This window comes from Streptomyces sp. NPDC054849, from assembly GCF_053610945.1.
Map to the genome: position 1 here is coordinate 1 of NZ_JBSGZI010000123.1, position 21,589 is coordinate 21,589.

Annotated in this window: 16 protein-coding genes; 8 read left to right on the forward strand and 8 right to left on the reverse strand. The window is 70.6% G+C overall.

Annotated elements, in window-relative coordinates:
* Positions 1-246 precede the first annotated feature (246 nt).
* Positions 247-3,393, reverse strand: coding sequence for an isoleucine--tRNA ligase (gene ileS, locus ACWGIF_RS33810; protein ID WP_453503241.1), 3,147 nt, complete (start codon positions 3,391-3,393; stop codon positions 247-249).
* A gap of 602 nt (positions 3,394-3,995) precedes the next feature.
* Here ileS and ACWGIF_RS33815 point away from each other — a divergent pair.
* From ACWGIF_RS33815 to ACWGIF_RS33835, 5 genes are all read left to right on the forward strand, one after another.
* Complete coding sequence (locus tag ACWGIF_RS33815; protein WP_453503243.1) at positions 3,996-4,787, forward strand: TraR/DksA family transcriptional regulator; 792 nt, start codon at positions 3,996-3,998, stop codon at positions 4,785-4,787.
* A 153-nt stretch (positions 4,788-4,940) separates the two neighbouring features.
* Positions 4,941-5,501 (forward strand): signal peptidase II, encoded by a 561-nt coding sequence (gene lspA, locus ACWGIF_RS33820; protein ID WP_453503245.1) that lies wholly within the window; start codon positions 4,941-4,943, stop codon positions 5,499-5,501.
* Positions 5,502-5,542: 41 nt separating this feature from the next.
* Complete coding sequence (locus ACWGIF_RS33825; RefSeq protein WP_453503246.1) at positions 5,543-6,484, forward strand: RluA family pseudouridine synthase; 942 nt, start codon at positions 5,543-5,545, stop codon at positions 6,482-6,484.
* Complete coding sequence (locus tag ACWGIF_RS33830) at positions 6,481-6,957, forward strand: GNAT family N-acetyltransferase (protein WP_453503247.1); 477 nt, start codon at positions 6,481-6,483, stop codon at positions 6,955-6,957. The genes ACWGIF_RS33825 and ACWGIF_RS33830 overlap by 4 nt, the downstream gene beginning before the upstream one ends.
* 175 nt (positions 6,958-7,132) lie before the next feature.
* Positions 7,133-8,725: a Na+/H+ antiporter gene (locus ACWGIF_RS33835; protein WP_453503249.1), complete on the forward strand. Its 1,593-nt coding sequence runs from the start codon at positions 7,133-7,135 to the stop codon at positions 8,723-8,725.
* A gap of 76 nt (positions 8,726-8,801) precedes the next feature.
* Here the strand turns inward: ACWGIF_RS33835 and ACWGIF_RS33840 are convergent, their stop codons facing one another.
* On the reverse strand, positions 8,802-9,296 hold the full coding sequence (locus ACWGIF_RS33840) for an SRPBCC family protein (RefSeq protein ID WP_453503250.1): 495 nt from the start codon (positions 9,294-9,296) through the stop codon (positions 8,802-8,804).
* 64 nt (positions 9,297-9,360) lie between these two features.
* Here ACWGIF_RS33840 and ACWGIF_RS33845 point away from each other — a divergent pair, with 64 nt between their 5' ends.
* On the forward strand, positions 9,361-9,945 hold the full coding sequence (locus ACWGIF_RS33845) for a TetR/AcrR family transcriptional regulator (protein ID WP_453503252.1): 585 nt from the start codon (positions 9,361-9,363) through the stop codon (positions 9,943-9,945).
* 85 nt (positions 9,946-10,030) lie between these two features.
* Here the strand turns inward: ACWGIF_RS33845 and ACWGIF_RS33850 are convergent, their stop codons facing one another.
* Positions 10,031-11,074 (reverse strand): mechanosensitive ion channel family protein, encoded by a 1,044-nt coding sequence (locus ACWGIF_RS33850; RefSeq protein WP_453503262.1) that lies wholly within the window; start codon positions 11,072-11,074, stop codon positions 10,031-10,033.
* A 36-nt stretch (positions 11,075-11,110) separates the two neighbouring features.
* Between ACWGIF_RS33850 and ACWGIF_RS33855 the strand changes: the two genes are divergently transcribed.
* Positions 11,111-11,680 carry a dienelactone hydrolase family protein gene (locus ACWGIF_RS33855; RefSeq protein ID WP_453503253.1) on the forward strand — a complete coding sequence of 190 codons (570 nt, stop codon included), beginning with the start codon at positions 11,111-11,113 and terminating at the stop codon, positions 11,678-11,680.
* Between the two features lie 74 nt (positions 11,681-11,754).
* On the opposite strand, the gene ACWGIF_RS33860 is transcribed toward ACWGIF_RS33855, so the two are convergent.
* The 5 genes from ACWGIF_RS33860 to ACWGIF_RS33880 form a co-directional block, all read right to left on the reverse strand.
* Complete coding sequence (locus ACWGIF_RS33860; protein WP_453503264.1) at positions 11,755-12,702, reverse strand: zinc metalloprotease; 948 nt, start codon at positions 12,700-12,702, stop codon at positions 11,755-11,757.
* A gap of 234 nt (positions 12,703-12,936) precedes the next feature.
* Positions 12,937-14,619: an alkaline phosphatase D family protein gene (locus ACWGIF_RS33865; RefSeq protein ID WP_453503254.1), complete on the reverse strand. Its 1,683-nt coding sequence runs from the start codon at positions 14,617-14,619 to the stop codon at positions 12,937-12,939.
* Positions 14,620-14,749: 130 nt separating this feature from the next.
* Positions 14,750-15,544 (reverse strand): DsbA family protein, encoded by a 795-nt coding sequence (locus ACWGIF_RS33870; protein ID WP_453503255.1) that lies wholly within the window; start codon positions 15,542-15,544, stop codon positions 14,750-14,752.
* A 48-nt stretch (positions 15,545-15,592) separates the two neighbouring features.
* The gene (locus ACWGIF_RS33875; RefSeq protein ID WP_453503257.1) at positions 15,593-16,282 is read right to left on the reverse strand and encodes a hypothetical protein; all 690 of its coding nucleotides are present in this window, start codon (positions 16,280-16,282) and stop codon (positions 15,593-15,595) included.
* A 99-nt stretch (positions 16,283-16,381) separates the two neighbouring features.
* Positions 16,382-17,716 (reverse strand): DUF2252 domain-containing protein, encoded by a 1,335-nt coding sequence (locus ACWGIF_RS33880; RefSeq protein ID WP_453503259.1) that lies wholly within the window; start codon positions 17,714-17,716, stop codon positions 16,382-16,384.
* A 195-nt stretch (positions 17,717-17,911) separates the two neighbouring features.
* On the opposite strand from ACWGIF_RS33880, the gene dnaE reads away from it, so the two are divergent.
* Complete coding sequence (dnaE, locus tag ACWGIF_RS33885; protein ID WP_453503261.1) at positions 17,912-21,454, forward strand: DNA polymerase III subunit alpha; 3,543 nt, start codon at positions 17,912-17,914, stop codon at positions 21,452-21,454.
* The last annotated feature ends 135 nt before the right edge of the window (positions 21,455-21,589 follow it).

Consider the following 21,589-nt stretch of genomic DNA (forward strand, 5'->3'; position numbering starts at 1 on the left):
GGCCCGGGTTTCCACCGAAACCTCGGGCCCGGCCCGTTTGCGTGCCCCGGGCGCGGCACGGTTCCCGGGGCTCCGCCCAGGACCCCCGCGCCTCACACGCCGGCGGGGCTGGATGATGCCGGACGGGCTTGCAGTACAGCCCCCCCGGCGTGTGAGGCGGCGCGGGCGCGCAGCGCCGTGCAGTGAGGTGGGACAGCGAAGAGGCCCGTACCCCCTCACCAGGGGGTACGGGCCTCTTCGGCCGGGCTACGCCTTGCGGAGGCGGAAGGTCAGGGACAGGGGCTCGTCCGTGAACGGGTCTCCGTACGTCGCATCGGCCGAGCCGTCCGCGAAGTCCGTGGCCAGGACCTCGTCCGCGATGAGCGCCGCGTGCTCCGTCAGGGCCGTCACGACCTCCGGGTCCGGAGAGGACCACCGCAGCGCGATGCGGTCGGCCACGTCGAGGCCGGAGTTCTTACGGGCCTCCTGGATCAGCCGGATCGCGTCACGGGCCAGGCCCGCCAGCCGCAGCTCCGGAGTGATCTCCAGGTCCAGCGCCACCGTCGCGCCCGCGTCGGACGCCACCGACCAGCCCTCGCGCGGGGTCTCCGTGATGATGACCTCCTCCGGGGTGAGGGCCACGGACTCGCCGTTCACCTCGACCTCGGCGGAGCCGCCTCGCAGGGCCAGCGACAGCGCCGCCGCATCGGCCGCGGCCACCGCCTTCGCCACGTCCTGGACGCCCTTGCCGAAGCGCTTGCCCAGCGCGCGGAAGTTCGCCTTCGCCGTGGTGTCCACCAGGGAACCGCCGACCTCCGAGAGCGAGGCCAGGGAGGAGACGTTCAGCTCCTCGGTGATCTGCGACTGCAGCTCGGGGGAGAGCGCGTCGAAGCCCACCGCGCCGACCAGGGCGCGGGACAGCGGCTGGCGGGTCTTGACGCCCGACTCGGCGCGCGTGGCGCGGCCCAGCTCGACCAGGCGGCGGACCAGCAGCATCTGCTGGGACAGGGTCCGGTCCACCTGGGAGGAGTCCGCCTCCGGCCACGTCGAGAGGTGGACGGACTCGGGGGCGTCCGGGGTGACCGGGACGACCATGTCCTGCCAGACCCGCTCCGTGATGAAGGGGGTCAGCGGAGCCAGCAGGCGGGTGACCGTCTCGACCACGTCGTGCAGGGTGCGCAGCGCGGACGCGTCGCCCTGCCAGAAGCGGCGGCGCGAGCGGCGGACGTACCAGTTGGAGAGGTCGTCGACGAATGCGGAGAGGAGCTTGCCGGCCCGCTGGGTGTCGTACGACTCCATCGCCTCGGTGACCTCGGCGACCAGGGTGTGGAGCTCGGAGAGCAGCCAGCGGTCGAGGACCGTGCGGTCGGCCGGGGCCGGGTCGGCCGCGGACGGCGCCCAGTTCGACGTACGGGCGTACAGGGCCTGGAAGGCGACCGTGTTCCAGTACGTGAGGAGGGTCTTGCGGACGACCTCCTGGATGGTGCCGTGGCCGACGCGGCGCGCCGCCCACGGGGAGCCGCCGGCCGCCATGAACCAGCGCACCGCGTCCGCGCCGTGCTGGTCCATGAGCGGGATGGGCTGCAGGATGTTGCCCAGGTGCTTGGACATCTTGCGGCCGTCCTCGGCGAGGATGTGGCCCAGGCAGACCACGTTCTCGTAGGAGGACTTGTCGAAGACGAGGGTGCCGACCGCCATCAGCGTGTAGAACCAGCCGCGCGTCTGGTCGATGGCCTCCGAGATGAACTGCGCCGGGTAGCGCTTCTCGAAGATCTCCTTGTTCTTGTACGGATATCCCCACTGCGCGAACGGCATCGAGCCCGAGTCGTACCAGGCGTCGATGACCTCGGGCACGCGGACGGCGGTCAGCTCGCAGCCCTCGGCCGTGCAGGGGAAGGTGACGTCGTCGATGTACGGGCGGTGCGGGTCCAGGGCGGACTGGTCCGTGCCGGACAGCTCGGTCAGCTCCGCCCGCGAGCCGACGCAGGTGAGGTGGTTCTCCTCACACCGCCAGATCGGCAGCGGGGTGCCCCAGTACCGGTTGCGGGACAGCGCCCAGTCGATGTTGTTGTTCAGCCAGTCGCCGAAGCGGCCCTGCTTGACGGAGTCGGGGAACCAGTTGGTCTTCTCGTTCTCCCGCAGCATCGCGTCCTTGACGGCGGTGGTGCGGATGTACCAGGACGGCTGCGCGTAGTAGAGCAGTGCCGTGTGGCAGCGCCAGCAGTGCGGATAGCTGTGCTCGTAGGCGATGTGCTTGAAGAGCAGGCCGCGCGCGTCGAGGTCGGCGGTCAGCTTCTCGTCGGCCTTCTTGAAGAAGACGCCGCCGATCAGCGGTACCTCCTCCTCGAAGGTGCCGTCCGGGCGGACCGGGTTCACGACGGGCAGGCCGTACGCGCGGCAGACCGCGAGGTCGTCGGCGCCGAAGGCGGGGGACTGGTGGACCAGACCGGTGCCGTCCTCGGTGGTGACGTACTCGGCGTTCACGACGTAGTGGGCCGGCTCCGGGAATTCCACGAGCTCGAAGGGGCGCTGGTAGGTCCAGCGCTCCATCTCCTTGCCGGTGAACGTCTCGCCGGTGGCCTCCCAGCCCTCGCCGAGGGCCTTCTCCAGCAGCGGCTGGGCGACGACCAGCCGCTCCGTGCCGTTGGTCGCGACGACGTACGCGACCTCCGGGTGCGCGGCGACCGCGGTGTTGGACACCAGGGTCCAGGGGGTCGTCGTCCAGACCAGCAGCGCCGCCTGACCGGCCAGCGGGCCGGAGGTCAGCGGGAAGCGGACGAAGACCGAGGGGTCGACGACCGTCTCGTAGCCCTGGGCCAGCTCGTGGTCGGACAGGCCGGTGCCGCAGCGCGGGCACCAGGGGGCGACACGGTGGTCCTGGGTGAGCAGACCCTTGTTGAAGATCTCCTTCAGCGACCACCACACGGACTCGACGTACTCGGGGTCCATGGTCCGGTAGGCGTCGTCCAGGTCGACCCAGTAGCCCATGCGGGTCGTGAGCTCGGTGAACGCGTCGGTGTGGCGGGTCACGGACTCGCGGCACTTGGCGTTGAACTCGGCGATGCCGTACGCCTCGATGTCCTGCTTGCCGTTGAAGCCCAGCTCCTTCTCGACGGCGAGCTCGACGGGCAGGCCGTGGCAGTCCCAGCCGGCCTTGCGGGCCACGTGGTAGCCGCGCATGGTGCGGAAGCGGGGAAAGACGTCCTTGAAGACGCGGGCCTCGATGTGGTGCGCGCCGGGCATGCCGTTCGCGGTGGGCGGGCCCTCGTAGAAGACCCACTCGGGGCGGCCCTCGGACTGCTCCAGGGTCTTGGCGAAGGTCTTGCTCTCGCGCCAGAAGTCGAGGACCGCGTGCTCGAGGGCAGGCAGGTCGACCTGGGCGGGTACCGGGCGGTACTGCGGCGGTGTGGTCATGAGGCTGAACTCTTCCTCCGGCGGGATGTCACTTCCGTCCGGAGGGACGAGAGCCGACTGCTGCTCCCGCGGTACCACCCTCCTTGGCCGCCGGACGGGTCCGGTGGCCCCCTCATTGGGGTGCGAAGCCGGTTCTACTCGCCCTACGGGGATCCGTGCGGGCTTTCTTCCGGCGGCTCAGGGGTGATCCTTCACATCGCGCTCGCCCCCGGGCTCTCACCGTCCCCGGGTCGCTCCTGGCTGCGTCCGACGCTACTCGTCCCCGTCCATGCCTTTCGCTGGGGCCAGTGTACGGGCCGGGCGGGCGCGCGGCAGACCGGTTTACGGGGGCCCGTGCGGGGGCCGCCGGACCGGCGTGGCGGGGGCGCGACGGGGGCGCGGCCGGGGGGACGGGACAGGTCCGCGGGTGACCCGAATGGGCCCGACGCGCCGGTCCGGACGCGGGTGGGGCGGGAGTGGCGGATTACCGGGCCTGCGGATGGGCACAACGGAGGCAGGTTGACCTCGATGGATGCGTGCCCCGTTGCCGCGGGGCTGGAGCCGATTTATCGTTCCGGCACGATTCGCGAGCAATGATCACAGTATGTGAAGGGGCCGCGACCATGGTGGCGAAGAAGACCGCCGGTACTGCCAAGAAGGCTGTCGGAAAGGCCACCGGGAAGGCGGCGGTCCCGGAGGACGTGGCTCCCGCCGAGAAGGCGGCCGCCGCCCGGAAGACCGCTGCCGCGGACAAGGCGCCGGCCGACGGGGCTCCGGTCGGGAAGGCCCGGGCCGGCAAGGCCCCGGCCGGGAAGGCGACCGCCGTCGCGAAGACGACCGCCGTCGAGAAGCGGACGGCCACGGCCAAGAGGGCCGGGGCCGAGGGGGCGGCGCACGCCGCGAAGGAGACGGGAGTCCGGAAAGTGGTTGCCAAGAAGAGCACCGGTACGGCGAGGAAGACGGCCGCGGCCGCCACCAGCGGGCTGCCCAAGACACGGGCCACGGCGGCCCTGGCCCCCGGCGAGCTCGCCGTACGGCCCGGGGAGGACCCCTGGACGCCCAAGGAGGTCGAGGACGCGCGTACGGAGCTGCTGTCGGAGGTGCTGCGGCTGCGTGCCGAGCTCGAGGCCTCCGAGGTGGCCATCTCGGGCCTGATGCGGGACTCGGGCGACGGCGCGGGCGACGACCAGGCCGACACCGGCACCAAGAACATCACCCGGGAGTCCGAGCTGGCGCTCGCGGCGAACGCCAGCTCGATGCTGGAGCAGACCGAGCGGGCCCTGGAACGGCTGGAGGCGGGCACGTACGGGCTCTGCGAGAACTGCGGGCAGCCCATCGGCAAGGCCAGGATGCAGGCCTTCCCGCGGGCCACGCTGTGTGTGGACTGCAAGCAGAAGCAGGAGAGGCGGCACTAGCGGGGCACGGGCGGGACACCGGAGGACGCGCGGAGGGCACGGGCCGGGCACGCGGTGGGAGGTGGGGCAGGCGGTGCACGGGGGCCCTGACGTACCCTCGTGTCTCGTCAGGGTCCAGGAGGAGCCTGATTCGAGCTAGTTCGAGGGACTCACGTGGCAGAGGCGGAGCGCATCATCGGTACGCCGGAGGTCGGGGACGACGCCCAGCCGGAGTCCGTCGGGCCCAAGGGGCACCGGCGGATCACGGCGCTGCTCGTCGTGGCGTTGCTCGCCTACCTGCTGGACCTCGGCACCAAGATGCTGGTCGTGGCGAAGCTGGAGCACCAGCCGCCGATCGAGATCATCGGTGACCTGCTGAGGTTCGAGGCGGTCCGCAACCCGGGCGCGGCCTTCGGCTTCGGCGAGGCCTTCACCATCATCTTCACCTGCATCGCGGCCTCGGTGATCGTGGTGATCGTGCGGCTGGCCCGCAAGCTCTACAGCCTGCCGTGGGCGATCGCGCTGGGTCTGCTGCTGGGCGGTGCGCTGGGCAACCTGACCGACCGGATCTTCCGTTCGCCGGGTGTGTTCCGGGGCGCGGTCGTGGACTTCATCGCGCCGGCCCATTTCGCCGTCTTCAACCTCGCCGACTCGGCGATCGTGTGCGGCGGCATCCTCATCGTGCTGCTGTCGTTCAAGGGTCTGGACCCGGACGGCACCGTCCACAAGGACTGATCGCGGGACTGCCCCATCGTCGAGTCCTGCATACTCGACGGGTGAGTACGATTCCCGAGATCCGCACCCTGCCCGTTCCCGATGGCCTCGAGGGCGAGCGCGTCGACGCCGCCATCGCCCGTATGTTCGGTTTCTCCCGGACGAAGGCGGCCGATCTCGCGGCCGCGGGGAAGGTGTCGGTCGACGGCAGTGTCGTCGGGAAGTCCGAGCGTGTGCACGGTGGCGCCTGGCTCGAAGTCGAGATGCCCGCGCCGCCGCGGCCGGTCGAGGTCGTCGCCGAGCCCGTCCCGGGCATGGAGATCGTCCATGATGACGACGACATCGTCGTCATCATGAAGCCGGTGGGCGTCGCCGCGCATCCGAGCCCCGGCTGGACCGGCACCACCGTCATCGGCGGTCTCGCCGCGGCCGGCTACCGCATCTCCACCTCCGGCGCCTCCGAGCGCCAGGGCATCGTGCACCGCCTCGACGTCGGCACGTCCGGCCTGATGGCCGTCGCGAAGTCGGAGCGCGCGTACACCTCGCTGAAGAACCAGTTCCGCGAGCGGGTCGTGGACAAGCGCTACCACGCGCTGGTGCAGGGCCACCCGGACCCGATGAGCGGCACCATCGACGCGCCGATCGGCCGCCACCCGAGCGCGGACTACAAGTGGGCCGTGACGCAGGACGGCAAGGACTCCGTCACGCACTACGACCTGATCGAGGCCTTCCGCGCCGCCTCGCTGCTGGACGTCAAGCTGGAGACCGGGCGTACGCACCAGATCCGCGTCCACATGTCCGCGCACCGGCACCCGTGCGTCGGCGACCTGACGTACGGCGCCGACCCGACCGTCGCGAAGCGGCTCGGCCTCACCCGGCAGTGGCTGCACGCGGTGCGGCTCGGCTTCGAGCACCCGTCCGACGGGCAGTGGGTGGAATTCGAGAGCACCTACCCGGCGGACCTCCAGCACGCGCTGGACGTGATCCGGGCGGAGAGCGAGTGACCGCCGTCGGCTTCGAGGTACGGGTCGCGGACTCCGAGGCCGACAGGGCGGCGTGCTTCGCCGTACGGCACGAGGTGTTCGTCATCGAGCAGTCGGTGCCGGAGTCGATCGAGTACGACGCGTACGACGCGGGTGCGGTCCACGTGCTGGCCGTGGGGGCGGACGGAGAGCCGCTGGGCACGGGACGGCTGCTGTACGGCGCCGCCGCCCTGGGCAAGATCGGGCCCGACGCCGTCGGGGTGGGTTCGCTCGGGCGACTGGCCGTCGCCAAGACCGCGCGCGGGCTGGGCGTGGGCGTGGCGCTGGTCCGGGCGCTCGAGGCCGAGGGGGGCCGGCTCGGCCTGACGGCCGTGGACCTGGGCGCGCAGACGCATGCGCTCGGCTTCTACGAGCGGCTCGGGTACGAGGCCTACGGCCCGGAGTTCGAAGACGCGGGCATCCCGCACCGAGCGATGCGGCGCCCTTTGCCGTAGCCCTGCGATCCAGCCCCGCCGGCGTGTGAGGCGCGGGCGCGGAGCGCCGTAGGGGTGCGGCGCGGAGCGCCGTCACGGATGCGGGCGCCGTCACGGATGCGGGCGCCGGCCCGACACGTGGGCGCGGACCCGACACACCGCACCGCCAAGCGCAGCGGGCTGGCAGGGTGGGGGAGTGGATCAGCTTGCTCTGCTGTTCGTGCTCCTCCTCGGGGCCGTGGTCACGGTGCCGCTCGGGGACCGGCTGGGGCTGCCCGCGCCCGTGCTCATGACCATCGGCGGGGTGGTCCTCGCGCTGGTCCCGGCCGTGCCGAACGTCGAGGTCCCGCCCGATTTCATCCTGCCGCTGGTGCTGCCACCGCTGCTGTACGCCTCCGTGCAGCGCACCTCCTGGCGGCAGTTCGCCGCCAACGTCCGGCCCATCCTCCTGCTGGCCGTGGCCCTGGTGTTCGTCACGACCGCCGCCGTGGCCGCCGTCGCGCACGCCGTCGTGCCCGGGCTGCCGATCGCCGCGGCCGTCGCGCTCGGCGCGCTCGTCGCCCCGCCCGATCCGGTCGCGGCCACCGCCGTCGCGGGATCGCTCGGGCTTCCCCGCCGGATGGTGTCGATCCTGGAGGGCGAGGGGCTCTTCAACGACGTGACGGCGATCGTGCTCTATCACGTGGCCGTCGGCGCCGTCGTCAGCGGCAGCTTCTCCTGGCCGGAGGCGCTCGGGGAGTTCGTGCTCTCGGCCGTGGTGGCGGTGGCCGTGGGGCTCGCGCTCGGCTGGGCCGCCAACCGGCTGATGGGGCGGCTCGGTGACGCCACGCTGCAGATCGGGCTGACGCTCCTGGTGCCGTTCGTGGCCTACGTGGTGGCGGAGGAGCTGCGGGGATCGGGGGTGCTGGCCGTGCTGACGACGGCCCTGTTCCTGGCCGAGTACGCGACCGACGCCGACGACGTGCTGGGCCGCCTCGCCGGGCACACCTTCTGGGAAGTCGTCGACATGCTGGTCACCGGGGTGGCCTTCGGGCTGATCGGGCTGGAGCTCCACAACGTCTTCGGGACGGCGAGCGGCCGCGCGTGGGAGATGGCCGGGTGGGCGGTGGCCGTGGTCGCGGTGGTGGTCGGCGTACGGCTGGTGTGGCTGCTGCCGGCCGGCTGGCTCGCCAAGAAGCTGCACCGGCGGCGCGACTACGACGAGGAGATCCCGCTGAGCTGGCGGGAGAGCGTGGTGATGTGGTGGGCCGGGATGCGGGGGGTGGCCTCGGTGGCCCTGGCCCTCGCGATTCCGCTGCGGACGGATGCCGGTGACCCCTTCCCCGGTCGGGACCAGATCATCTTCATCGCCTTCGCGGTGATCATGGCGACCCTGGTGTGCCAGGGGCTGACCCTGCCGTGGCTGGTGCGGCGGCTGGGGGTGGAGGCCGACTCGGACGCCGGGAAGGACGCCGAGCGGCAGCTGGCGATCCGCGCCGCCCGGGCCGCGAAGCGGCGGCTGAAGGAGATCGAGCAGGAGGAGGACCTGGCGGAGGACCTGGTCGAGCAGTTGCACCGGCGGGCCTACGACGTGGGGGCCAGGATCAGCCCCGACATGGTGGACGAGGAACGGCGCGAGGCGTACGCGCAGCGGGTGCAGCGGCTGCGCGACATCCAGCGGATCCAGCGGGAGATGATGTCCGCCGCGCGCCACGAGGTACTGGCCGCCCGCAGCGAACCCGGCTCCGATCCGGAGATCGTGGACCGGGTGCTGCGGCATCTCGACGTACGGAGCCTGCGCTCGCCCTAGGGCGGGTCTTTCGGATCTTGCCGGGCCCGCGCTGCCCGGCACCGCACCTCGCGGCGTTGTCGGGACTCCCAAGTACCTAGGAAGCAAGACGGGCCAGTGCGAGGAGGAAGCGGACGTAAGGGGACCAGCGGGCGGGGCGGGCGATGGTGCCCGTGCAGGCGCGTTCGGCGCGGTCCAGGCTGTCCTCCAGACAGGCGTCGTGCGCCGGCCGCCAGGCCAGGGGCCAGGTGACGCGGGCCAGGCCGCTGGTGGTCATCGCCAGGGTGTGCCGCAGCACGGTGCGCTCCGCATCGACCGGCAGGACGGCGAACTCGTGGAAGCCGTGGAATCCGCGCGGCCCGGTGAAGGTGAAGCGGACCCATGTCCCGGGCACGTACGCGGCCACCGTGTAACGGACGGGCCCGTGGCCGCCCACCGCGCCCACCGCCAGGGGGCGGTCGAACTCCATCGCGTCCCACACGCCGCCCGGCCACAACCGGTCGTCGTCTCCGGCCGCCAGCGTGTCGACGAGCGCGCCCACCTCGCTCGCCTTTGCCGCCAGCAGGCGTTCGTGCACGTTGTAGACGCCCATTGCGCCCTCCCCTTCTCATTATTAGAGAGGAGTCTCTAATAATCTGGAGGGTACTCTCTGATTCATGGCGCGACCACCCCGCTTCGACACCGACCAGATCCTCGACGCCGCCGTCGTGCTGGCCGCCACCGCCGGGCCGGGCGGCGTGACCATGTCCGCCGTCGCCCAGGCGATCGGCGCACCGAGCGGCTCCATGTACCACCGCTTCGCCGGGCGCACGGCTCTGCTCGCCGAGGTGTGGCTGCGGACCGTGGAGCGGTTCCAGGAGGGCTACTACGCCACGCTCCACGGCGACGCCGACCCCCGGCGGGCCGCCCGCGCGGCCGCCCGGCACGTCGTGGCGTGGAGCCGCGCGCATCCGCGCGAGGCCGCCCTCCTCCTCTACGGCCCCGCGGAGTTCGGCCGCGCCGACTGGTCCGAGGAGCACGTCCGGCGGGCCGACTCCGGGAACCAGCGCGTGTACGCGGCCATCGGCACGCTCGCCGCGTCCCTCGGCGCGACGGACGCACAGGGCCGTGACCGCGTCACCCTGGCCCTGATCGACCTGCCGCTCTCGGTCGTCCGCCGGCACCTGCGCGCCGGGGGGCCGCTGCCGGCGCACGCGGAGAACCTCGCCGAGGAGTGCGCCGCCGCGCTGCTGACGTCCTGACCCGACTGCGCCGCCGCTGCCGGGGGCCGGGCCCCGGACCCCCGCGCCTCACACTCCGACGGGGCTGGATCTTGCGGTATCCGCGTCAGGCGCCCGGCCGGGGGGCGGCCTCCGAGGTCGCGATGCGGGGCAAGGCGTAGGGGTGGTGGGTCACCAGCCAGGTGATCAGGCGCTCGCGGACCGCGCAGCGCAGCGTCCACAGGTCGTCGGCGTCCTTCGCCGTGACCACCGCGCGGACCTGGACCGTGTGCGCAGTGGTGTCCGTCACAGCCAGGCCGCCTCCGCGGCCGTCCCACTCCGGGAGTTCCTTCAGGATCTCCTGGAGCCGTTCCCGCATCAGGTCGAGCGGCGCGCTGTGGTCCAGGTGCCAGAAGACCGTGCCGGTCATCTGCGCGCCGCCGCGCGACCAGTTCTCGTACGGCTTGCTTGTGAAATACGACACCGGCATCGTGATGCGGCGCTCGTCCCAGGTGCGGACGGTCAGGAAGGTCAGGGTGATCTCCTCGACCCGGCCCCATTCCTTGTCGACCACCACCGTGTCCCCGATGCGGACGGTGTCGCCGAAGGCGATCTGGAGGCCGGCGAAGAGGTTGCCCAGCGCGGCCTGGGCGGCGATGCCCGCCACGATGCCGAGGACGCCCGCGGAGGCGAGCAGGGAGGCGCCGACCGTACGCATCGGCGGGAAGGTCAGCAGCATGGCCGCCACGGCGACGACGACCACCAGCGCCGTGACCACCCGCTGGATCAGCGTCACCTGGGTGCGGACCCGGCGGACCCGGGCGTCGTCCTCGGTCACGGCGGCGTAGCGTGCGTAGGTCGAGTCGACCGCGGCTGTCGCGATGCGCACGGCCAGCCACGCGGCGGAGGCGATCAGCACCAGGGTGAGGAACCGGCCGACGCCGACGGTGTGGTCGGGGAGGATCCCCGCCTGCCGGTACGAGGCTCTGAGCAGCGAGGTGCAGAGCACCACCTGGAAGGGCAGCCGGCAGCGGCGCAGCAGGCCCCACAGCGGGGTCTCGGCGTGCCGGGCGTCGGCTCGGCGCAGCAGCAGGTCCAGCAGCCAGCCCGCGATCAGGGTGGCGACCAGCGAGCCGCCGATGACCGTCACGGGGCGCAGGACGTTCTCCATCTCCATGGGGATGAACGTAGCTGGCACGATGGAGGCATGAACATCATGCTTTTCCATTCGACGTACGGGCTGCGGCCCGCGGTGCACGCGGCGGCCGACCGGCTGCGCGCGGCCGGGCACCAGGTCCAGGTGCCGGATCTCTTCGAGGGACGCACTTTCGGGACCGTCGAGGAGGGCATGGCCCACCAGGACGAGATCGGCCGAGACGAACTGCTGAAGCGCGCGGTGCTGGCCTCCGCTCCGTACTCCGACCAGGGCCTCGTCTACGCGGGCTTCTCCTTCGGCGGCTCGATCGCCCAGCACCTGGCGCTGGCCGACGAGAAGGCGCGCGGGCTGCTGCTCCTGCACGGGACGGCGGACCTGGACGACGAGGCCTCCGTGGACGGGCTTCCCGTGCAGTTGCACATCGCGGACCCGGACCCGTTCGAGCCGCACGACTGGCTGACCGCCTGGTACCTGCGGATGCAGCGGGCCGGGGCGGACGTGGAGGTCCACAGCTACCCGGGCGCCGGACACCTGTTCACCGACCCGGAGTTGGACGACTACGACGCGCAGGCCGCCGAGCAGACCTGGAAGGTGGCGATCGGCTTCCTCGGCAGCCTGTAGCAGTCCTGCAGCCGCGAACCGAGGGGCCCGGCCCGGCGGATGCCGGACCGGGCCCTTTTCAGCTCGGCAGTGGGTCAGCCGGCCCGGTAGGCCGTCCAGCTGCTCGACATGCGGGCCACCTGGCCGGCGGTGAACTGGTACATGCACGAGTCGTACGTGTAGTCCATGAAGTTGCGGATCGGGTCCACGCCGGGCTTGCTGGCGCAGCTGTCGCGACCGGTCGGGCACTCGTACGCGGCGCTCTTCTCGGCCGGGGTGTCGGAGACGTAGTCGCCGTTGCCGTTACAGCCGCCCTGGAAGGTGTGGTAGAGCCCGAGCCAGTGGCCGACCTCGTGGGTCGCGGTGTCGCCCTCGTTGTAGTTGGCCGCCGTGCCGCCGGGCAGCGAGCTGTCGAGCACGACCACGCCGTCCATCTTGGGGCTGGAGGCGTAGGAGGTCGGGAAGGTCGCCCAGCCCAGCAGGCCGCCGGAGAGCTTGGCCGTGTAGAAGTTGAGCGCGCCCGGACCGCCCTGGCGCAGGGTGTTCTTCATGTCCTTCTCGGCCTGGGAGCCGGAGGCCAGGTTGTACCAGGAGGCGTTGTCCGTGTAGTCGGTGGACGCCAGGGTGAACTGGAAGTTCGTGTTGACGTTGCCGGTGCCCTGGCCGCCGAAGGCCGCGTTGAGGACCGCCAGCTGGTTGTTGACGGCCGTGGACGACAGCTTTCCGGTGGTGCCCGAGTGCACCACGTGGAAGTACACGGGGATGTTCACCACGGCCTCGGCAGCGCTGAGGCTGCGCTGCGGCTGGTTCTTGAGGGCCTTGTCGAGCTTCGCCTTGAGGTCGGCGTCCATGGCCTTCGCCTGGGCCTCGGTGACCTCGTTGGGCTCGTCCGCGTGCGCCTCGTGGCCGCGGGCCACGCGCGCGTTGGCCGCGCCGGTGGACTCCTCCGCGCACACCTCGGCCGGGGTCTTGGCGGCCGCCAGCGTGGTGGGGGCGGCAAGGGGGGTGAAAGCCAGGGTTCCGGCCAAAACCGCCGTGCCCATCAGGCGGCGGCGAAGAAGGGGGGATATGCGAGCAATTGCGCGCACGTGTGCTCCTCGCGGGTGGGGGGTGGTGGGGGGTGGTGGCCTGAAGGATCTTCTTCAGCTGGCGCGAAGCTTATGTGGGCATGACATATTCAGGTCAAGGGTCTTACGTAAAAGATTTGTTGCCACAAACGCACGCGGGGCGCCTGGTATGTACCAGGCGCCCCGTGTCGCAGGAGATTTGACGGTCAATCAGCCGACCGGCTGGTAGGACCTCTCCACCTTCTGGGTCCCGTTCAGGGTGCGGTAGGAACGGGTCCACGCGGACGTGGCGGCCTGCTGCCGCTTGTCGGACACGACGTAGTAGTCCATCTGCGAGCGCTCCGCCGTCACGTCCAGGACGCCGTAGCCGTGCGCGTCCATGTCGAGCCACTTCACGTGCCAGTTGGCGGCCTTGACGGCCGACTCGGCGACCAGCGAGGCGGTGTCCGCCGGCACGTGCAGGATGTCGTCGAGGTTGTCCGAAGTCACCGACGTGACGACGAACTCGGTCGCCGTCGTGCCTGAACCCGGATACGTCGCCATGTTCACCGGGACCTCGTTCGCCCAGGCCATGTGGATGTCACCGGTCAGGAACACGGTGTTCTTGACGTTCCGGTCCTTGAGGTGACCCAGCAGCTCCTTGCGGTCGTCCGTGTACCCGTCCCACTGGTCTACGTTGACCGCTATGCCGCCCTCGGGCAGGCCGAGCAGCTTGGCCAGCGGCTTCATCAGGTGAGCGGGCAGCGAGGCGAAGGCCACCGGCGAGATCATCACCGAGGTGCCGACCAGCTTCCAGGTCGCGTTCGAGCCCGCGAGGCCCGACTTGAGCCAGTCCAGCTGGGCCCGCCCGGTGATGGTGCGCTCCGGGTCGTCCACCGAGCCGCTGCCCGTCTTGACCTGCTGTGAACGGAAGGAGCGCAGGTCCAGCAGGTGCAGGTCGGCGAGGGTGCCGAAGCGCAGCCGCCGGTAGACGGTGCCCGCGATGGAGGTGCGTACGGGCATCCACTCGAAGTACGCCTGCTTGGCGGCGGCCGCACGGGCCGCCCACTCGCCCTCGGCGCCCGGCGTGTGGTTGTCGGCGCCGCCGGACCAGGTGTCGTCGGCGAACTCGTGGTCGTCCCAGATGGCGATGACCGGGTGGGCCTGGTGCAGCGCCTGGAGGTCGGCGTCCGTCTTGTACGTGCCGTGCCGGGTGCGGTAGTCGGCCAGCGAGACGATCTCGTGCTTCGGCTCGTGCGGGCGGACGACGTACTTCGCCTCCGGATATCCCCCGGTCTGGTACTCGTAGATGTAGTCGCCCAGGTGCAGGATCGCGTGCAGATCGGTGCGGGCGGCCAGGTGGCGGTACGCGGAGAAGTAGCCGGACTCCCAGTTGGCGCAGGAGACCACGCCGAAACGGACCCCGTCGGTCGTCACGTCGTGGCCCGGGGTGGTCAGGGTGCGCCCGACGGGGGAGACGGTGGAGCCGGCGGTGAACCGGTACCAGTACGGCGTCTGCGGCTGCAGTCCGCGTACGTCCACCTTGACCGTGTGGTCGGTGGCGGCGCTCGCGGTGACGGTGCCGGAGGTGACGATGCGGGAGAAGGCCTTGTCCGAGGCCACCTCCCAGCCCACCTGGGTGGCGGGGCCGACGCCGGAGCCGGGCACGGCCTCGGGGGTGGGGGTGACGCGGGTCCACAGGAGGACCCCGTCGGGGAGCGGGTCGCCGGAGGCGACGCCGTGCAGGAAGGTTCCTGCACTGGTATTGCCGTCGGTGCCGGAGCCCGCCGCGTGGGCGGCCGAGGCGCCCAGTGCGGTGAGGGGGGCCAGCGCGGCCGTGGCCGCGGCGGCGAGGACGACCGTACGGCGACGGGGAGTTGCCGCGGTCTGAGAAGGGATGAGATGACTGGTCACGGATGGTCATATTACCGACGGGTACACCCGGTGGAACAGACATGGGAATGCAACAGGCGGGCGAACTCTGGGAGTTCGCCCGCCTGTTGATGCGGCCTGTCCGGAAAACGCTTCCCGGATTGTCCGGCTATCAGCCCTGCAGGGCCTTGTCGATCGCCGCCGTGAACTGCTCCGCCGTCTGCGGGGTCTCGATCTTCTTGCCGTCCATCTTCAGAGTCGGCGTCCCCTTCACGCCCGACTTGTCGAAGGCCTTGGACATCTCCAGCGCCCACCGGTCGTAGGTGCCGTCCTCGACGGCCTTCTTGAACTCGGCGTTCCCCTTGAGGGCGGGGACGGTGTCCGCGACCTTCAGCAGGTAGTCGTCCTTGGCGAAGCTGTCGACGGTCTCCTCGGGGTGCAGCTCCTTGGAGTACAGCGCGGCCTTGTAGTCGAGGAAGGCCTGCGGGCTGACGTTCAGCGCCGCGCCCAGCGCGCTCAGGGCGTTCTTCGAGCCCTCCCCCTTGACGGCGTTGTCGATGAACGTGGCGCCGATGTACTGGAGCTTGTACTTGCCCGCGTCCACGTCCTTCTTGATCTGCTCGCCGGCCGCCTGCTCGAAGCCGGCGCAGGCCGGGCAGCGCGAGTCCTCGTACAGCTCCAGGGTCTTCTTCGCCTCGGCCTTGCCGACGACGACCGTGGTGCCGTCCTCGCCCTCGGTGTTCTTCGGCTTGACCAGTGCGGCCGTGGCGGCCTTCTCCCAGTGATCGGGCTGGTTGGCCTGCACGACCGCGTAGCCGACGGCGCCGACCAGGCCGAGCGCGGCGAGGACCGCGCCGGCCACGGTCACCTGGCGGCGCACCCTGTCCTTCTTCGCCTGGGCCTCGCGCTCGGCGCGCAGCCGCTCGCGGGCCGCTGCCTTGTTCGCCTGGCTGTTGCGTGAACTCATCGTGATCTCCGTGGGGTGTGACGTGTGAAAGGGACTGCCGTACGTGCGTCAGGCGCGGGCGAGCGCGCCGAGCACGGGGGGTCCCCGCCGTCCCACGGAGTGTGCGGGGAATCGCGTACGGGCCCCCGTGCCCACGAGCGCCGACCGCAGCACCCGCCCGGCAGGCCCGCAGGCCACGGCGGCCGCGGCCACCGCCAGCAGCAGCGGCCGGAACGCGAAGGCGGCCACCGCGCGCAGCAGCCGGCCCAGCGCCCGCTCGCCGTGGCGCAGCCACGCGGCGGCGAGCAGGCCGACCGAGACGTGGACCCCGAGCAGCAGCCAGGGCGACCAGGGCCCGGGGGCGGCCAGCAGCGCGGCGGGATCGGCGGCGGGCCCGGCGACCTCGGCCAGCGGTCCGCCCACCGGAGTGCCGCCGCACAAGGCGTCCAGACCCATCGCGCGCAGCGGGCCCGAGACGGGGCCGCCGGCCGGGCCGTAGCAGAGGTGCTGTCCGGTGGTGAAGACGGTGTCGGCGGCCAGCTCCAGCGGTACGAGCAGACCGGCGATGGGGCCGAAGCCCCGTTCGCGGCCCGCGAGCGCGTAGGCGATCACGAACACTGCGGCGAAGGCCCCGCCCACCAGTGCGGGGGGCAGCGGAACCTGGGACATGAGGACGTGCGAGCCGGCCGAGAGCAGCACGACGAGCGCGCTGAACAGCGCGGCACGCAGCCCTCGAAGCCCCATTCCTGAAATGTCCATCGCCGCGAGTCTCCCATGCGTACCTGTGGAAGAGGGCCCTGAGGGGGTGTCTCGCCGGTCACCCCGCATGATCGGCAAGAGACCCCCGGGGGTCCGGCGCTACGGCGTGAGACGGCCGTTGCGGAACAGGTCCACGAAGATCTGGTGGTCGGCGCGCGCCCGGGCGCCGTACGCGTGGGCGAAGTCCACCAGCAGCTCCGCGAAGCCCTTCTCGTCGGCCGAGATCACCGCGTCGATGGCCCGCTCCGTGGAGAAGGGGACCAGGGTCTGTCCGCTCTCGTCCGCGTCGGCGGCGCCGTGCATGGTCGCCGTCGCCCTGCCCAGGTCCGCGACGACGGCCGCGATCTCCTCCGGGTCGTCCAGGTCCGACCAGTCCAGGTCAACCGCGTACGGGGAGACCTCCGCCACCAGCTGACCCGCCCCGTCCAGCTCCGTCCAGCCCAGCCACGGGTCTGCATGCGCCTGCAGGGCGCGCTGCGAGATCACCGTGCGGTGCCCCTCGTGCCGGAAGTACTCCCGCACCGCCCGGTCCGTGATGTGCCGGGAGACCGCCGGGGTCTGCGCCTGCTTGAGGTAGATCACGACGTCGTTCTCCAGGGCGTCGCTGTGCCCCTCCAGCAGGATGTTGTAGGAGGGCAGGCCCGCCGAGCCTATGCCGACGCCCCGGCGCCCCACCACGTCCTTGACCCGGTAGGAGTCGGGCCGCACGAGGGACTCGTCGGGGAGGGTCTCCAGGTATCCGTCGAAGGCGGCCAGGACCTTGTAGCGGGTGGCGGCGTCCAGCTCGACGGAGCCTGCGCCGGAGGTGAAGCGGCGCTCGTAGTCCCGTATCTCCGTCATCGAGTCCAGGAGGGCGAAGCGGGTGCGGGAGCGGGCCGAGCGCAGCGCGGCCAGCAGCGGGCCCTCGGCGGTGTCCAGGGTGAAGGAGGGCACCTCGTCCTTGTAGGGGGCCTCGCCCCGGACGGCCAGGCGGCGGATCCGCTCCCGGTAGGCGCCGGCGTAGATCCGCACCAGCTCGCTTATCTGGTCGTCGCTGAGCGCCTTGGTGTAGCCGATCAGGGCGACGGAGGCGGCGAACCGCTTCAGGTCCCACGTGAAGGGGCCGACGTAGGCCTCGTCGAAGTCGTTGACGTTGAAGATCAGCCGGCCGTGGGAGTCCATGTACGTGCCGAAGTTCTCGGCGTGGAGATCGCCGTGGATCCAGACCCGGCCCGTCCGCTCGTCCAGGTACGGGCCGCCGTGCCGGTCCCGCTCCAGGTCGGAGTAGAACAGGCAGGCGGTGCCCCGGTAGAAGGCGAAGGCCGAGGCCGCCATCTTGCGGAACTTGACCTGGAAGGCGGCGGGGTCGGCGGCGAGCAGCTCACCGAACGCGGTGTCGAACACGTCGAGGATCTGTTCGGCGCGCTGCTCGTCGGTCGTCTCGGGAACCGCCATGGCGGATGCCTCCTGGTGCACGGGGTGGTACAGGTCCTGCCCGACGGGACGCCGGTTCGGTGATCCTGGTTCTGCAACGCCCGACCGTACCCGTGAGTGCCCGCGCCACGGGAGACTCGGTGCGACCCTTCTGTGTCGGTCCGGCGACGTAGACTTCGAGGCTGCCCCCTCTCTCCCCTCCGGAGGACTCACACCGTGACCAAGCCGCCGTTCACGCACCTGCACGTCCACACCCAGTACTCGCTGCTGGACGGTGCCGCGCGGCTGAAGGACATGTTCAACGCGTGCAATGAGATGGGCATGACGCACATCGCCATGTCCGACCACGGCAACCTGCACGGTGCGTACGACTTCTTCCATTCTGCGCAGAAGGCCGGAATCACGCCGATCATCGGCATCGAGGCGTACGTCGCCCCCGAGTCCCGGCGCAACAAGCGCCGCATCCAGTGGGGCCAGCCGCACCAGAAGCGCGACGACGTCTCCGGTTCCGGCGGTTACACCCACAAGACGATCTGGGCGGCGAACGCCACCGGTCTGCACAACCTCTTCCGGCTGTCGTCGGACGCGTACGCCGAGGGCTGGCTCACGAAGTGGCCGCGCATGGACAAGGAGACGATCTCCAAGTGGTCGGAGGGGCTGATCGCCTCCACCGGCTGCCCCTCGGGCGAGCTGCAGACCCGACTGCGCCTCGGCCAGTTCGACGAGGCACTGAAGGCCGCCTCCGAGTACCAGGACATCTTCGGCAAGGACCGGTACTTCCTGGAGCTGATGGACCACGGCATCGAGATCGAGCGCCGGGTCCGCGACGGGCTGCTGGAGATCGGCAAGAAGCTCGGCATCCCGCCGCTGGTGACGAACGACTCGCACTACACCTACGCGAGCGAGGCCGGCGCCCACGACGCCCTGCTCTGCATCCAGACCGGCAAGAACCTCTCGGACCCCGACCGCTTCCGCTTCGACGGCACCGGCTACTACCTGAAGTCCACGGACGAGATGTACGCCATCGACTCCTCGGACGCCTGGCAGGAGGGCTGCGCCAACACGAAGCTGGTCGCGGACCAGATCGAGACCGAGGGCATGTTCCAGTTCCGGAACCTGATGCCGAAGTTCGACATCCCGGAGGGCTACACCGAGGTCACCTGGTTCCGCGAGGAGACCATGCGCGGCATGCACCGCCGCTACCCCGGAGGCATCCCGGACGACCGGATGAAGCAGGCCGAGTACGAGATGGACACGATCATCTCGATGGGCTTCCCGGGCTACTTCCTCGTGGTCGCCGACTTCATCATGTGGGCCAAGAACCAGGGCATCGCGGTGGGCCCGGGCCGAGGCTCCGCGGCCGGCTCGATCGTCGCGTACGCCATGGGCATCACCGACCTCGACCCGCTCACGCACGGTCTGATCTTCGAGCGCTTCCTGAACCCCGAGCGCGTCTCCATGCCCGACGTCGACATCGACTTCGACGAGCGCCGGCGCGTCGAGGTGATCCGGTACGTGACCGAGAAGTACGGCGCCGACAAGGTCGCCATGATCGGTACGTACGGCACCATCAAGGCCAAGAACGCGATCAAGGACTCCGCCCGCGTCCTCGGCTACCCCTACGCCATGGGCGACCGGCTCACCAAGGCCATGCCCGCCGACGTCCTCGGCAAGGGCATCCCGCTCTCCGGCATCCTCGACCCCTCGCACCCCCGGTACGGCGAGGCCGGCGAGATCCGCGGGATGTACGAGAACGAGCCGGACGTGAAGAAGGTCATCGACACCGCCCGCGGCGTGGAGGGCCTGGTCCGCCAGATGGGCGTGCACGCGGCCGGCGTGATCATGTCCAGCGAGACGATCACCGACCACGTACCCGTCTGGGTGCGGCACACCGACGGCGTCACCATCACCCAGTGGGACTACCCGAGCTGCGAGTCGCTCGGCCTGCTGAAGATGGACTTCCTCGGCCTGCGCAACCTCACGATCATGGACGACGCCGTCAAGATGGTGAAGGCCAACAAGGGGATCGACATCGATCTCCTGGCCCTGCCGCTCGACGACCCCAAGACCTTCGAACTGCTCGGCCGCGGCGACACCCTCGGCGTCTTCCAGTTCGACGGCGGCCCCATGCGCTCCCTGCTGCGCCTGATGAAGCCCGACAACTTCGAGGACATCTCCGCCGTCTCGGCCCTGTACCGGCCGGGCCCGATGGGCATGAACTCGCACACGAACTACGCCCTGCGCAAGAACAAGCAGCAGGAGATCACCCCGATCCACCCGGAGCTGGAGGAGCCCCTCGAAGAGGTGCTCGCGGTCACCTACGGCCTGATCGTGTACCAGGAGCAGGTGCAGAAGGCCGCCCAGATCATCGCCGGGTACTCGCTCGGCGAGGCCGACATCCTGCGCCGCGTGATGGGCAAGAAGAAGCCCGAGGAGCTGGCGAAGAACTTCACCATCTTCCAGGAGGGCGCCCGGAAGAACGGCTACAGCGACAAGGCGATCCAGGCCCTGTGGGACGTCCTGGTCCCCTTCGCCGGCTACGCCTTCAACAAGGCCCACTCGGCCGCGTACGGCCTGGTCTCCTACTGGACCGCCTACCTCAAGGCGAACTTCCCGGCCGAGTACATGGCGGGCCTGCTCACCTCGGTCAAGGACGACAAGGACAAGTCCGCGATCTACCTGAACGAGTGCCGCCGCATGGGCATCAAGGTGCTCCCGCCGAACGTCAACGAGTCCGAGCCGAACTTCGCCGCCCAGGGCGACGACGTGATCCTCTTCGGCCTCACCGCCGTCCGCAACGTCGGCAGCAACGTCGTCGAGTCGATCATCAAGACCAGGAAGGCCAAGGGGAAGTTCTCCTCCTTCCCCGACTTCCTGGACAAGGTCGAGGCCGTCGTCTGCAACAAGCGGACCGTCGAGTCGCTGATCAAGGCCGGCGCCTTCGACGAGATGGGCCACACCCGCAAGGGCCTCGTCGCCCACCACGAGTCGATGATCGACAACGTGGTCGCGGTCAAGCGCAAGGAGGCCGAGGGGCAGTTCGACCTGTTCGGCGGAATGGGTGACGAGAACGCGGGCGACGAGCCGGGCTTCGGCCTCGACGTGGAGTTCTCCGACGTCGAGTGGGAGAAGTCCTACCTGCTCGCCCAGGAGCGCGAGATGCTCGGCCTCTACGTCTCCGACCACCCGCTCTTCGGCCTGGAGCACGTGCTGTCCGACAAGACGGACGCCGGCATCTCCCAGCTCACCGGCGGCGAGCACTCCGACGGCGCGGTCGTCACCATCGGCGGCATCATCTCGGGCCTCCAGCGCAAGATGACCAAGCAGGGCAACGCCTGGGCCATCGCCACCGTCGAGGACCTGGCGGGCTCCATCGAGTGCATGTTCTTCCCGGCGACCTACCAGCTCGTCTCCACCCAGCTGGTCGAGGACACCGTGGTCTTCGTCAAGGGCCGCCTCGACAAGCGCGAGGACGTCCCCCGCCTCGTCGCCATGGAGATGATGGTCCCCGACCTCACCTCGGCCGGCACCAACGCCCCGGTGGTCCTCACCATCCCCACCGTCAAGGTCACGCCGCCCATGGTGACCCGTCTGGGCGAGATCCTGCGCCACCACAAGGGCAACACCGAGGTGCGGATCAAACTCCAGGGGCCGCGCACCACCACCGTGCTGCGCCTCGACAAGCACCGCGTCCAGCCCGACCCGGCCCTCTTCGGCGACCTCAAGGTGCTGCTCGGCCCGTCCTGCCTGGCCGGATAGCGCCGGTCCCCGCACGTACGGAAGGGCCTGCCCGGCGATGCGGGTCTGTCCAGCCAACGGTGTAACTCGTGTGGTGTGAGTTAACGGCGGCCGACGGAGAGTCGGCCGTCGAAGGCGATGTCGAAGGCCTGCAGA

What these genes read in the sequence shown, in the direction of transcription:
- ileS (WP_453503241.1), bottom strand. Translation starts at nt 3,393, where the DNA reads ATGACCACACCGCCGCAGTACCGCCCGGTACCCGCCCAGGTCGACCTG.
- ACWGIF_RS33815 (WP_453503243.1), top strand. Translation starts at nt 3,996, where the DNA reads ATGGTGGCGAAGAAGACCGCCGGTACTGCCAAGAAGGCTGTCGGAAAG.
- ACWGIF_RS33840 (WP_453503250.1), bottom strand. Translation starts at nt 9,296, where the DNA reads ATGGGCGTCTACAACGTGCACGAACGCCTGCTGGCGGCAAAGGCGAGC.
- ACWGIF_RS33845 (WP_453503252.1), top strand. Translation starts at nt 9,361, where the DNA reads ATGGCGCGACCACCCCGCTTCGACACCGACCAGATCCTCGACGCCGCC.
- ACWGIF_RS33850 (WP_453503262.1), bottom strand. Translation starts at nt 11,074, where the DNA reads ATGGAGAACGTCCTGCGCCCCGTGACGGTCATCGGCGGCTCGCTGGTC.
- ACWGIF_RS33855 (WP_453503253.1), top strand. Translation starts at nt 11,111, where the DNA reads ATGAACATCATGCTTTTCCATTCGACGTACGGGCTGCGGCCCGCGGTG.
- ACWGIF_RS33860 (WP_453503264.1), bottom strand. Translation starts at nt 12,702, where the DNA reads ATGGGCACGGCGGTTTTGGCCGGAACCCTGGCTTTCACCCCCCTTGCC.
- ACWGIF_RS33870 (WP_453503255.1), bottom strand. Translation starts at nt 15,544, where the DNA reads ATGAGTTCACGCAACAGCCAGGCGAACAAGGCAGCGGCCCGCGAGCGG.
- ACWGIF_RS33875 (WP_453503257.1), bottom strand. Translation starts at nt 16,282, where the DNA reads ATGGACATTTCAGGAATGGGGCTTCGAGGGCTGCGTGCCGCGCTGTTC.
- ACWGIF_RS33880 (WP_453503259.1), bottom strand. Translation starts at nt 17,716, where the DNA reads ATGGCGGTTCCCGAGACGACCGACGAGCAGCGCGCCGAACAGATCCTC.